This window comes from Sanguibacteroides justesenii, from assembly GCF_003204205.1.
Taxonomy (GTDB): Bacteria; Bacteroidota; Bacteroidia; order Bacteroidales; family Marinifilaceae; genus Gabonibacter; species Gabonibacter massiliensis.
Window position 1 is genome coordinate 22,538 of record NZ_QJPL01000010.1, and the last position, 14,432, is coordinate 36,969.

The following is a 14,432-nucleotide window of genomic DNA, read 5'->3' on the forward strand; positions in this document are numbered from 1 at the left end:
TCATCCTCCTAAGAGAATCTTAGTATTAATTTTCAACTACAAAGTTATGAAAAAAAAACGAAGTTGGTGCTTTTTATGCACGCATGAAAAAATCTTTAACTTATTACGAGTAATGAAAATCGTGATTTTTATAATGCTGGTAAGCTTGGCCCACGTATCTGCCGAAGTTAAAAGCCAGAATTCTTTAATTAATCTCAAATTAAAGAATGTTTCTATCGAAAAAGCCGTTATAGAACTGGAGAAACAACTGAAACAAGATTTCTTTTTCAGCAAGCAAGAGATAGATGTAAACAAGAAAATCACGATCAATTTAACACAAGCGACTCTGGAAGAGGCCGTACGAATTGTTTTCGGAAAACAATTCAAGTACAGAATAGTAGATAATGTCATCGTTATCTCCCCGCTAAAAAATATACCGGATGAGATTAAAAAGATGGTCATTAAAGGAAAAGTCTTGGATAAAGACTCTGTTGCCATTCCCGGCGTAACGATTCGTCTTAAAGGTTCGGCCATCGGTGTGGCAACGGACCGGGAAGGTAAATTCTCTTTCTCCATACCGGAAACAAAAGATCCCGTGTTAATTTTCTCTTTTATCGGGATGAAACCCCAGGAGATTAAATACACGAAAGAAGAATTTCTGACTGTTATTCTGGTAGAAGAGACGACCTCTTTAAATGATGTTGTTGTAACCGGATACGCTAACATTAAAAAAGAAAGTTTCACGGGGGCTTCCACTAAAGTCAATAAAGAGGATCTCCTGAAAGTATCCAGCCAGAACGTAATGAAAGCCTTACAGGTTTTCGATCCCTCTTTCAAATTAATTCAAAACAACGCCATGGGTTCCGACCCGAATACGATGCCCGAGTATTATATCCGGGGACGATCCGGCACATCAGAATTGAAAGAGTTGGACAAACTAACTGCCGACGACGTCTCTCAATTCGCTTTAACGAACAACCCGAGTGCTCCCATTTTTATTTTGGACGGATTCGAAGTGGATATGGCTAAAGTATATGATATGGATATCAACCGGATCGAGAGCGTTACCATCCTAAAAGATGCAGCAGCAACCGCTGTTTACGGTTCACGGGCCGCCAACGGTGTTATCGTTATCGAAACTTCGGCTCCGGAACCTGGAGAAATCCGGATCAGCTATGCCGGAACATTAGCCGTCTCGGCTCCGGATCTAAGCAGTTATCACCTGTTAAACGCGGTCGAAGCGCTGGAAGCGGAATATCAGGCCGGTTTATATACCGGAACGAACGCCAATTCCATCGCTGCCGGAATCATCAATTACGACAACCAATACAACAACATCCTCCGCGGCATCGATACGGATTGGATTTCCAAACCTTTGCAAACGGAAGTAAATCATAAACATTTCCTTTATATCGACGGAGGTTCTCAGGAACTTCGCTGGGGCTTGGAATTAAACTATCAACACAACGGAGGTGTAATGAAAAAGTCATTTCGGGATGTATATGGAGCCGCTATTACCGTCGATTACAGATGGAAATCCTTACAGATTAAAAATCAGGCTTCATTAAGTATTATGTCTTCCGAAGATTCTCCTTACGGTTCATTCAGCGATTACGTAAGAATGAAACCCTATCTCTCTCCTTATGATCCGGAGACAGGAAATCCTTATAAAAAATTTGAGATTTACCGTACCTCCGTTCCGCCTAACGGAGCGACACGGATCAACAATCCCTTGTATGAGGCCTCTTTACAAAGTTTCGATAAAACCAAATACAAAGAATTTACCGACAACTTAAGTATCAGCTGGTATATCAACAACTACTGGTTGTTAAAAGGAACGTTCAGCGCTTCTTTCAAATTACAGGATGAAGATGAATACAAGGATCCGGCTTCAGGAGATTTTTATCAAAGTGAAAACGATTTAAAAGGAAAATACACGGACCGGGAAATCCGTACAAGCAAATGGAATGCCAACGGTTTGCTGTCTTACAACCAACAATTAGGAAAACATAATTTGAATTTCTCTTTAGGCCTGGAAGCATCAGAAACCAAACAGGAAGCTACTTATGCTTATTATCAAGGATTTCCGTTCGGGAGTGTTCCTTCCCCCAGCAGTGCCGTTGACGTGAGTTCCAAACCGACCTATAAAGACAGTTATAGCCGTCGTTTCGGCACCTATCTGCAATTCAATTACAGTTTCAATGACATTTATTTGTTCGACGTTTCCGGTCGTCTGGATGGATCTTCCGCCTTCGGTAGTAAAAAGAAAACAGGTACTTTCTGGTCGTTCGGTACCGGAATAAACATTCACAATTATGCGTTCATGAAAAACATCAGTTTCCTGAACCAATTCAAGATCAGAGCGACTTACGGACAAACCGGAAAAGCCAATTTCAACCCTTATCAGGCGAGAACAACGTACGAAGTTCTATACGATGTAGATTATGCCAATATCCGGGGTATGAAATTAAAAGCCCTCGGTAATGAAAACCTTAAATGGGAAAAAGTAAGAACCTGGAATGCCGGTACGGAAATCTCCGTATTGAATAACGCTTTAACCCTGAAAGTGGATTACTATCACGCTAAAACGCTTGATCAGGTCGAAGATGTAAGTATCCCCTCTTCTTCCGGTTTCACCTCTTACAAAAGTAATGTAGGCGAAATCTTAAACGAAGGGGTCGATATCGATATCAATATAAGGGCATTTGAAAACAGAGACTGGAGTATCTATCTTTTCGGCAATGCCAACCATAACAAAAATACCATTACCAAAATCGGAAAGGCTTTGGAAAACTACAACAAACGAATCGATGAACACTTCAGTAGTTACGGTTCTACAAGCACGAGTTCGAATGTTGCCACCCCCTTTATGAAATACGAGGTAGGAAACTCCCTATCCGCCATCTACGGTATGAAATCTTTGGGCATCGACCCGGCCCGGGGGGATGAATTATACGTGAAACGGGACGGGACTACCACACACGTGTGGAAATCCGAAGAACAACAAAATTTGGGTGATTCCGATCCTAAAATATCGGGATCTTTCGGTCTTAACGTTCGCTGGAAAAACTTTACTCTCTACACTACCTTCATGTATCGCTGGGGAGGACAGGCTTACAATCAAACCTTACAAGCCATCGAAAATGTTGATTTGAAATCATATAGCGGAGACCGACGTATTTTAACCGATCGCTGGAAAGAGATCGGAGACGTAACCCCGTTAAAGGATATCAAAGACCAAACTTACGTTACCCGTCCTACCTCCCGGTTCGTCCAGGATGACAACACGTTAACATTTAACTCACTGACAGTAGGTTACGATTTCAACAAGGCATTAGTAAATCGTTGGGGACTCAGTACGTTAAGATTACAGTTCAACATGGAAGATATCGCAACCATCTCCTCCATCAAGCAGGAAAGAGGTACGAGCTATCCTTTCGCACGTTCGTTTAATTTCAGTATGAATGTCAGTTTCTAATATTTAACCACATCGATTATGAAAAAAATAAAAATCATAGCACTATTTCTCACGCTATCGACCTGCATCCTGGTCAGTTCATGTGATAAATGGTTAGATGTCCTTTCGAACGAGGAGATTCTCGAAGAAGATGCTTTTGCCACAACGAAAGGATTCCGGACTGCTTTAATCGGAGCTTATCAGATTGCGGCCTCCGATCCTTTATGGGGACAGGAATTAACCTGGGGAATGATGAGTGTTTTAAGCAGAAATTATACCGCAAGCTCTCTTCCTACCAAATACAAATACGCGATGGACAATACAAACTTTGAAAGTTCTTATACCAAAGATGCCATTGCCAGTATTTGGGAAACCGGTTATAACGTTATCGCGAACTGCAACAACATCATCAAAAAAGTCGAAACGACGGACAAACCTTTCGAATACACGTGGGAGAAAGGTATGGTATTGGCAGAAGCCAAAGCCTTGCGCGCATTGATGCACTTCGAACTTTTACGTTTATTCGCTCCGGCACCTATTTTAGGAAACAAGGATAAAGCCATTCCTTACGTGACGAATTATCCTAACATATCCCCCGAATACAAATCGACCTCTGAGATTATCAAAAATATAATCGAAGATTTGAAATACGCCCGGGATATCCTGAAACCCATCGACGTGGATATACTTTGGGGTGAAAGTATCATGTCATATTTCAGCACGATGTTGTTTTACGGCATTCAAAACTTACAGGACGACGGTCAACGATCCAACGGAAACGCAGCCGGATTTTTCGCTTACCGGGGATACCGGTTAAATTACTGGGGCGTCACCGGTTTATTGGCACGGGTATACTCCTACAACAGGGAAAATGACAAAGCCATACCCTATGTAAATGAAATCATAGAGGAGTGGATCGATTCAGGTGTCGGATTCGAATTTGCCTGGGATCAAAAACCCAATAACAATCCTAATTTAATCGACGGCAAAAGATGTCCGGAGGGATTGATATGTCTGTGGAATACAAAAGTTGCGGAAAATTACAGCAAGGCCGCGGGAACAAGCTATTTCAAAATGACAAAACTAAACGATCTGTTCGGGGCGGACGATATTAAAGAAGATTACCGCTACACGGCTTTCTATAACACGTCGACTTCCCGCTATCGCGTATGGGATCCTTCCAACTCTTCCCATTCAACGGATAGTTACATCGAAAAGGTCCGGGTTATCTTGCCGGTATTGGAAATTCCTGAAATCTATTACATCAAAGCAGAATATTTAGCCGAACAGGGAAAAATCGGGGAGGCCATCAATACGCTGAAAGTGGTAAAAGACAATCGCAATATCACCACCCCCATTCCCAGCACGGTAAACGATTACAACTCTTTCATGGAAATTCTGATCAACGATTTGAGCCGGGATTTCCTGACGCGGGGACAAACCTGGTTCTATTTGAAAAAATTAAACTGGAAAAAGATGTATAACGGAACAAACGTTCCGTGGGAAGCTCCCGACTCCTGGTTCGTGTTACCTCTTCCGGACAGTGAAACATCTTATTATTAATACTATAAAGTAAATCATATGAAACATATATATTTATTGGTAATAAGCATCGTAGGTCTATTGACCAGTTGCGAACGGGAAGATATTCCCACATACAACGATTTGACCTCCAATAGATACCTCTATCTATACAAGGCCGAAACGGATTCTACCGAAACCTCTTTCTTCTTTTATCCCGGAGAGACAACGATCGAGTTCCCGATCAGCGTAAGATGTACCGGCAGGGGAGATCAAGACCAGACTTATAAAATTTCCGTGGTGGATGAATATACCACGGCCCCGGCAGAAACCTACGAAATCCCGGAAAATCCGATTATGAGAGCCGGAAGAGCTATCGATACCTGTTACATCAAATTAAAATACAATCCTGTTTTAGACACGAAAAAAGTCCGTTTAGTGGTCGAAATAAAGGATTCTGAAAATTTCTTAGCCGGAAGGACAGAATACAGAGTGGCTATCATCTGGTTCCATAACATCATCGCAAAACCCAAATGGTGGAATTCCAACGTGGTAAATTATTATTTGGGTAAATATTCCGATGAAAAATACCAATTATTCTTGGACAAGATAAAAGTAGACCTGACAAATGCAACGGACAGTGAACTCCGGAATTATTCGCTTTTATTCAAAAAATACCTGACAGATGAAAAAGCGGCAGGAAGAACCGTGTATGAAAAAGACGGTTCTGAAATGGAAGTAGCGGTTCTCGGGAATTTGATCTAACACTAAAAAACGATGTATATGAAAAAAATAATATATTATTTAGGCGCGTTTTTAGTCTTATGGGGACTATTTACAGGATGCTATGACGATAAATCGAAAACAGCCCGGATTCCGATGCCCAAAATCACGATCCTGGGAGACGAGGCTCTATCCGGAGACCGTAGTAACAGAATTGCTTACGTCGGAGAAGAGTGCGAGTTGGATTGTAAAGTAAACTGGGGGACGGAAGACTCGACCCAATACGATTTTAAATGGACTTATAACGGAGAAGAGATCTCGCAAGAAAGAGTATGTCGTTATACATTCAACGAATCGGGAAGTACCTATGTCACCTTCCAGGTAATACAAAAATCTACCGGTCTTAGCTGGGGGGCTTCCCTTTCCGTAACGGTCAGCGCCAAATATCTTTTAGGATGGTTGATTCTCTCCGACAAAGAAGGACGCTCCGCTTTGGACTTCATCCATATTGACACGTATGAACTCTACCCCGATATTTACAAAACCTTGCATCCCGATAAACCTCTCGGCTCCCAACCGTTCCGACTGGAACAACATTTCACTTCGGCTTACGACGAAATATTAGTCATGCAGAGAGGAGAACCCGGATTAGTGGAATTGGACGGAAGAAATTTCAGTCAGGTAATTCAAACGAAAGATGAGTTTATCGGTGAAAAATATCCGTACGAAGGTTTTGATCCCGTACAGGTATGTTACGCCAACGGAACGATCAGCGGTGTCGAATTGTTATTGACGGCCAAAGGAGAAGTGTATGCCCGAATGAACAAAACCGTAACGAGCCAATTCCAAACGGCCCAATACCCCACGATTCCTCTTGAATACCCCGGTGGAATGGAGATCACCACGTTTACCTTCCCCAAACCGACCTATTATCAACTTATGTTCGATAATAAAAACAAAAGATGGTTAGCCATATACAAATCTTCCAGCAACGACAAAATGTTACCCTTGTTGGTCAAAAACTACGACGAAGAAGAGTTCCCGGATTATTTCGATTTCTGTAACGGGATGGATCAAAAAATGGAATTAGTATATGCCCAAACCTGCGACGAATGGGGAGGCGACTGTTACCTGATAAACATTTTAAAAGATACGGAAACCGGGAAATATTATTTCCAAAAGTGTTATCTGACTTGGGATTCCTCAACAAATACCATAAAGGTGTCACAACCCGTCCAAAAAGAATTTGCTGCAGGTTACAATCTCACCGAAGATTCGCAATTTTGGATGTTACGGGGACAAAATACCTACTTCCAGGATAGTCCTCACGTATTCTTTACGGTAGACAAAAAAGTCTATTTCTACCGGGAACAAAATGATAAGTATTATTTATACAAAGACTGCAATTTAGGAGAAAATCCTCCGACCGGAAAAATTGTTTCCATTCACACGAATGCCGTTGTTTCAGAAATGGGAATCGCTTTCAGCGACGGTCATTTCTATATCTGTAACTTGGATCCGGAAGAGGTTGTCAATGCTATCGCCCGGGGTAATATAGATCCCTCCACACCTGCTGTAAACGCAGAATTGGAGATTAAACACTATTCCGGATTGGGAAATATCGTTCACTCTATTTTCAAATACGGTAGATTTTCCAACTGGTCGTCAGCAGAAGATCGATACAGATAAAAATAGACCAAAATCATTCATGAGGTCGTGATTAAACGACCTCATGAACACCTAAATTACTTGTTATAAAATTGTATATCATATATTTCGTGTATGATTAGGGATGTGTTATGTAATCAAATAAAACTATGGAAGAAACAATTGTAAAAGTGGAAAATCTATCCCACCGTTATAGCGTTCAGTGGGCCATTCGGGATATCAATTTCGAAATTTCCCGTAACGGCATATACGGTCTTTTGGGATCCAACGGGGCGGGTAAATCGACCACGATGAATATCATGTGCGGGGTACTGAAACCCACGCAAGGAAGTGTTTACATCAAGGGGATCGACTTGAGAAAGTCGCCGGTGGAAGCCAAAAGACATATCGGTTTCCTACCGCAAAAACCTCCCCTGCACATGGACCTGACGGTAGAGGAGTACCTGGTGCATTGTGCCAATCTACGATGGCTCAGGGGTAAAGAGGTGGAGCGTGCCGTGAAAGAGGTGATGGGCAAATGCGGGATTACCCACTTCAAAAAGAGGCTGATCCGGAATCTATCGGGTGGATACCAGCAACGCGTGGGAATAGCCCAGGCGATCGTGCACGACCCCGATTTCGTGGTGTTAGACGAGCCTACCAACGGGTTGGACCCCAACCAGATCGTGGAGATACGACACCTGATCAAGGAGATCGCCGAGGAACGTACCGTGGTCCTATCCACTCATATCCTACCGGAAGTACAGGCTACCTGCGATTATATCCGCATGATCGAGCAAGGAAACCTGGTATTCGCCGGGACGGTCGATGAATTCGATAATTATATCATTCCGAACACTTTACTGATCAACATGGCGGCGGCTCCACCTGTCGACGAGCTACGCTCCATACAGGGCGTGTTAGCCGTGGAAGAATTGGGCGGAACGAAATTCCGGGTACAATTCGGGGACGCCCAAGACGTTTGCGAGCGTATCGTGGAGACCAGCGTGGCAAGGGGATGGAGACTCACGGAGATCAATATTGAGAAGAGCTCGCTCGATGCCGTCTTTGCAGAATTATCCAAGAAATAATAACCCTTAAAATTGATGTTATGAGAATGATATATAAAATAGCCCGAACCGAATTGCAAACTCTTTTCTATTCACCCGTGGCCTGGTTGATTATCGTGATTTTCACCTTCCAGGCCGCCATGGCGTTCTCTGACGTTTTCAGCAATTTCGTCAGGAACCAGGAATTAGGATATACCCTACGGGATGTTACCATGAGAACCTACGCCGGGATGTGGGGACTTTTCACTAACGTGCAACAATACCTATACTTCTACATACCCCTGTTAACCATGGGACTCATGAGCCGGGAGTTAGGGAGCGGGTCCATTAAACTACTGTACTCATCTCCCGTTACCAACACTCAGATCATACTGGGGAAATTTTTATCCATGATGATTTACGGGATCGTGCTCGTGTTCATCCTTTTCGTTTTTGTCGTCTACGGGGCTGCCGCTATAAAATCGTTTGATTTCGTGGCCACCTTATCAGGTTTGCTCGGGCTCTATCTTTTGATCTGCGCCTACGCGGCCATCGGGCTGTTCATGTCAAGCCTCACCTCTTACCAGGTCGTGGCCGCCATGGGAACGCTGGCAGTGCTGGCCGTGTTGAATTTCATCGGGGGCACGTGGCAGGATATCGCTTTCGTGAGGGATATCACCTACTGGCTATCCATACGGGGACGCGCCTCCGAGTTTATTAACGGACTGATTTGTAGCGACGACGTGTTATACTTCATCATCGTGATCGCTCTTTTCCTGGCTCTTTCCATCATCCGGTTGCAGGGTGTCAGGCAAAAGAGTGCGTGGACTGTTTCGTGCGGGAAATACATCGGGGTGGTTTTTATCGCCATGTTCCTCGGGTACCTCAGTTCGAGACCGAAATTGATGGGTTTTTACGATGCCACGCGTACCAAGGCCAGGACATTGACCACCAACAGCCAGGAGATCGTGAAAAAAATGGAAGGCGGGTTGACCATCACGACCTATACCAATATCCTCGATAATTACTACACCATCGCTTTACCACGCAGTATCAACAGGGACCTCGAACGGTTCAAACAATACACCCGGTTCAAACCGGAGATCAAGATGAAATACGTCTATTACTACGACAAGGCTGAAAACCCGCAACTGGATAAGCGATACCCGGGGCTTTCCGACAGGGAACGCATGGTGAAAATATGCAATTCATGGAATTTAGACACCAACATGTTCATCACGCCGGAAGACGTCAGGAAAATGGAAGATCTATCGCCCGAGAAAAACAGGTTCGTGAGGGTGTTGGAGAGAGAAAACGGCCAGAAAACGTTCTTGCGCGTCTTCGATGACATGTACGTGCATCCATTCGAGTCCGAGATATCCGCCGCCTTCAAGCGACTGGTGATGGAACTACCGAAAGTCGGTTTCGTGAAGGGACACGGCGAGAGGGACTGCATCAAGGAGGGGGACCGCGATTACAACCGGTTCGCACAGGACAGGCCTTTCCGTTACTCGTTGATCAACAACGGGTTCGATTTCCTCGAGGTGACGCTGGACAGGGAGATTCCGGAAAACATCGATATCCTGGTTATTGCCGACATGCGGGAACCCCTCTCCCCGGAAGAGAACCGGCGCTTGAACGCTTATATCGAGCGGGGCGGCAACCTGATGATCGCCGGGGAGCCCAGGCGGCAAGAGGTCATGAATCCTCTCGTGGAACAGTTCGGCGTACGATTCATGCCCGGACGCCTGGTTCGACCGACTGAAAATTTCCAGGCCGATTTCATCATCGCCACGCCCACGAGAGAGGCTGGGGAGTTCTCCTATCATTTCGACAACATGATCAAGAGGGAATACGTGGTCACGATGCCGGGTTGCACGGCATTAGAATACACGCGGGACAAGGGATTCAACGTCACTCCTCTTTTCACGGGCGACACCGTCAACTGCTGGAACGAGGTGGAAACGACCGATTTCGTGGATGACACGGTGAGATTGAACCCCGAAGCCGGAGAGATCGAAAAAATTTATACCACGGCTTTAGCCTTAACCCGGAAGGTGGGAGAGAAAGAACAGAAAATCATTATCCTGGGAGATGCCGATTGCCTGAGTAACGGGGAGATCAGCATCAGCAGAAAAGGCGTGAGAGCTTCCAACTACTCGCTTATTACCGGCTCCTTCTTCTGGATGTCCGACGAGGAAGTGCCCATCGACGTGCGCCGCCCCAATCCGCCCGACAACGCCGTGCGCGTGGGTGAAACGGGAATGTATATTTCAAAACTCGGTCTCATGGGACTCTTCCCGATCTTGTTAGCGATCGCGGCTATCATCATCTGGATCCGGAGACGGGGAAGATAAAAACATTCTTTCAAGTACCAAGAAAGGGGTATTCATATCCCTTTCCACGTACTTACAAAAACATTTGAAACCAATTACCTAAACATAAAACAAACAACCCGCCGTAGTGTGCTGCCGGAGAAAACAATGCTATTTCTCCGGCACTTTTAATTAATCCTCCGGAATAGAAATTAAAATCTTCCCATACCCATCTTTCTATACTGGAAGAACAATAAAACCACTTCGTCATGCATCTCCTCCCGCAAAAATTTCAAAGCCCGGGACAGATGGGTTTTTACCGTGTTCAAACTGATTCCGAACTCTTCGGCCACATCTTTATACCCCTTCCCTTCTATAAAACACTTTTTCAATATTTCCTGCTGTTTTTGAGGTAATAGAAGCAGCTTTTCATGTAAACGAAACAATCTCTTCTCACGTTGCTCCAATTCATCATTCGTACTCTCTATGAAAGCCGTCATCTCCCGTTCATTCGAGGCAACAACGCGCAAGTGCTTCAAGTAATTCAAGGCATAATTCCGGGATAACGTAAATAAATAAGATTTCATCGAATAGGAAAAGTCTAATCGCTTTCTATTATTCCAGAGTACCAGAAAAACATCATGAACAATATCTTTAGCTACTTCCTCATCTTTTACATAGCTATTAACAAAGCCCATCAAATCTACAAAATGAAGATGAAATAATTTTTCGAACATTTTACTATCAAAAACAGACCTTACCATGCTTTTGCTTATTTTAGTCACCACCCATACACTTGTCAAAAATAACTTTTTTTATCATCAATACAAATATTTTTTTACTACTACCTCCCTATTTTTAAGTTAAAAAATACCCGTATTGCAAAATAATCCAATATACAAATACTATAACAATCTGTGAATTACAATACATAGTACACAAAACTATTGTTTACAAAATAATGATTTATTTATAAAAATAAGATCAATTCCAATATCTAATTTCACAGGAAAGGTAAGACCATCAAAAGAACATAAATACCTCTAATTATCCATAAACATATAAATAAAAATCCGGAATTACTTCCGGATTTTTTGTTTATTAACGATTCATCTTTTCGAATTTAAACCAGCATACCGCCTCCTTCCTTTCAATACTTACTCGTACGAAATGTCATAAATATCCTTTACAGCATCAGTACCCGATTTTGTAATCTTACTAACATAACCGTTGATCGTTTTATATGAAAAACGATAAGTCGCATCCACGTATTCACCTTTAACAATAATCTCCGAAGGTAATACTGCTTGATTTTTTATCCTTTGGTTTCCGATGCCGATACTCCCAACTTTCTACCCCATGCATAGATTTCCAATAATATAAAACGTGGATTCTCCGCAATGGGAAAATCCACGTCATTCAATAACCAGCTTTTGGTTATCTATCTATTTCCGAATAAGGTAATATCTATGTGATACTTCTCTTTAAAGGTGTTTGCCAAAATCGTATACTTGTCTTTCAATTTACCGTACTTATCCAGTATGGACTTTAATTCGTCATAAGGAGTCGTAGTTATCACTCCCATGAAGTCTTTGAAATCCAGATCCCGGTCAGGAGCCAAGACAGCCCAGCTGGCATAATCATCCTTTTTCCAGAAACCGTACTTTTTCACATCGACCTCATCTACCCCCTCGTTTTCCGGCAAACGGTCCAAATACTCCTGATAATACTGTTTGCTGACTTCATAAAAACTCTCCGGGACATGAATAAATCCCCCTTTAACCAGATAACTCAGCCAAAATTCAGCATTCACTTTCTCCCTTATATCCCGGATCTCATCCCGGGACAAAGACTCCACCCCCGGAGCAATATTACCGATAGCGATATAACTTAAACCCGTTAACACGGCCCGCGGAGTAGGAATCCCCCACTCCATTTTTTCAATGGATTTAGCCATAAGAATCTTCAAAGGAAAATAATTCTTTTGAAAATCCTGATCGTAAACATTAAAAAACACTTTTTCCATCAAAGCAAGACCGTTTTTCAACACAGCTTTATCCTCTTGCAACACCATTGTAACATTCTTAACCACACTGCTCATATTCCACCGGTAATCCAACTCGCTAAATTCATACATTATAACAGAACCGTTAGCCTGATAGAATCGATAAATGTATTGATCTACTTCATCGTCCCCCTCTTTTACATCAATTAAAACATCTCCCTTCGTCGTCTGGATATCATCTTCTTTATAACATCCGGACATCAAACCGACCAAAACAAGGGATAACATCCATAATTTATAATTTTTCATCGTCATAATTTCCCATTTTAATTAACCTGTACTCCTTTTCTTTCCGGACGTTTGATATTTTCCAACCCGTAATCAAATTCACTAACTTCTACCGGGAGTGGAAGCGTATACGCCTCATCGTCTTTTTCCAAAACAAACTTCTCTTTCTGTCCCGTCATAATATCCAACGTATAAGTATGTTCGATACGGGGACGATCCCAACGCCGCAAATCGAACCAACGATGTTGCTCGTAACAAAGCTCGAATCTCCTCTCCGCCCGAACCAGATCGACAATAGTCTCCATTGTCGCCGTAAGCGGAACTTCCTTTTTAAATCTGTATTGACGTAAATGCTTCAGGTCGTCGAGGGCAAGCTGTGTATTTCCAAGTTCCGCATTAGCTTCCGCCCGGTTCAGGTATGCTTCCGCCGTTCTGAAGGCAAAGCCGTACATACCGCTATTAGCCTTACTCTTATTTACAGAAACCTCATTCCACTCCTCTTTGAAATAGCAGGTTTTACGCAGGTCATCGGCATCAAAAGAGTTATAAAAAACGTTGGATACCGGAAAACATCCTCGATTGGCTTGCGACAAATAGCTGATATCATAATTACCGTATGTCCATATGATCTCCGGATTACTGGGTGATATCACCACATCCTCTTCTCCCATAACAGATATATCGTATAGATTGGCGTTCACACTTAAAACTTTATTGGCATATTCAATGGTATTCTTGTAATCCTTCATGTAAAGATAGACGCGGGAAGCCAGTAAATAAGCCGCAGCCCGAGACACCCTAAAGACTTTCTTCGTGTAATTTGTTTCTTCTAATAAACGAATAGACTCCTTCAAATCATCCTCTATCTGTTTATAAGAACGAGCAACCGATTCGCGCACAAAAAATCGTTCCTGGACATTATTATCAAAATTCAACGGTATTCCCAAAGCCCGATCTGCCGTGGCCTTCTCATAGGGTTCCCCGTACAGATTCACCAACATAAAATAAGCATAAGCCCGTAAAAAATAAGCCTCTCCTTTTAAATCTTTTTTATCGGCTTCACTTCCGTCGGCTTTATCGATTAAATTGATAATATTATTGGCTATCAATATCTTATTATAATAAACTTCCCAGGCATTATCGGCATTCAACACCCCCGTAAACCGATATTCCGGATTAGGTTGCCAACAATAATAGCCGTAACCATCCGAACGGATATCCATAGCCATCATGGGATAGGACTCTGCTTTCTCTTCCACGTCGTCCGTCATGATATCGAGGTATTCGTGCATCTTAATATTATCCCGGATATAGCCTTCACCAAACAGAAATTCACTATAATCCTTTACCGTCTTAGGTATAATCAAATCCTGAGATTTCTCTTCGAGAAAATCTCCGCAGGAGGTAAAAATAAACCCGCACAATATATATAGTAACCATCTATTCAT

At 42.9% G+C, this 14,432-nt stretch carries 9 protein-coding genes; 6 read left to right on the forward strand and 3 right to left on the reverse strand.

Annotation, left to right across the window (positions count from 1 at the left end):
* Positions 1–46 precede the first annotated feature (46 nt).
* From DMB45_RS13380 to DMB45_RS13405, 6 genes are all read left to right on the forward strand, one after another.
* Positions 47–3,457: a SusC/RagA family TonB-linked outer membrane protein gene (locus DMB45_RS13380; RefSeq protein WP_236684980.1), complete on the forward strand. Its 3,411-nt coding sequence runs from the start codon at positions 47–49 to the stop codon at positions 3,455–3,457.
* Positions 3,458–3,475: 18 nt separating this feature from the next.
* On the forward strand, positions 3,476–4,999 hold the full coding sequence (locus DMB45_RS13385) for a RagB/SusD family nutrient uptake outer membrane protein (RefSeq protein WP_041504410.1): 1,524 nt from the start codon (positions 3,476–3,478) through the stop codon (positions 4,997–4,999).
* Positions 5,000–5,017: 18 nt separating this feature from the next.
* A complete protein-coding gene (locus DMB45_RS13390) occupies positions 5,018–5,722 on the forward strand; it encodes a DUF4843 domain-containing protein (RefSeq protein ID WP_041504409.1) in 705 nt (234 codons plus the stop codon).
* 18 nt (positions 5,723–5,740) lie between these two features.
* A complete protein-coding gene (locus DMB45_RS13395) occupies positions 5,741–7,369 on the forward strand; it encodes a PKD-like family lipoprotein (protein WP_041504408.1) in 1,629 nt (542 codons plus the stop codon).
* A gap of 128 nt (positions 7,370–7,497) precedes the next feature.
* Positions 7,498–8,418 carry an ABC transporter ATP-binding protein gene (locus DMB45_RS13400; RefSeq protein WP_041504407.1) on the forward strand — a complete coding sequence of 307 codons (921 nt, stop codon included), beginning with the start codon at positions 7,498–7,500 and terminating at the stop codon, positions 8,416–8,418.
* A 20-nt stretch (positions 8,419–8,438) separates the two neighbouring features.
* Positions 8,439–10,733 carry a Gldg family protein gene (locus DMB45_RS13405; RefSeq protein WP_041504406.1) on the forward strand — a complete coding sequence of 765 codons (2,295 nt, stop codon included), beginning with the start codon at positions 8,439–8,441 and terminating at the stop codon, positions 10,731–10,733.
* Positions 10,734–10,903: 170 nt separating this feature from the next.
* On the opposite strand, the gene DMB45_RS13410 is transcribed toward DMB45_RS13405, so the two are convergent.
* The 3 genes from DMB45_RS13410 to DMB45_RS13420 all read right to left on the reverse strand — a co-directional run bounded on the left by DMB45_RS13410 (position 10,904) and on the right by DMB45_RS13420 (position 14,432).
* Positions 10,904–11,494 (reverse strand): RNA polymerase sigma-70 factor, encoded by a 591-nt coding sequence (locus tag DMB45_RS13410; protein ID WP_236684979.1) that lies wholly within the window; start codon positions 11,492–11,494, stop codon positions 10,904–10,906.
* Between the two features lie 638 nt (positions 11,495–12,132).
* Positions 12,133–13,011 carry a hypothetical protein gene (locus DMB45_RS13415; RefSeq protein WP_041504404.1) on the reverse strand — a complete coding sequence of 293 codons (879 nt, stop codon included), beginning with the start codon at positions 13,009–13,011 and terminating at the stop codon, positions 12,133–12,135.
* An 11-nt stretch (positions 13,012–13,022) separates the two neighbouring features.
* Complete coding sequence (locus DMB45_RS13420) at positions 13,023–14,432, reverse strand: RagB/SusD family nutrient uptake outer membrane protein (protein WP_041504484.1); 1,410 nt, start codon at positions 14,430–14,432, stop codon at positions 13,023–13,025.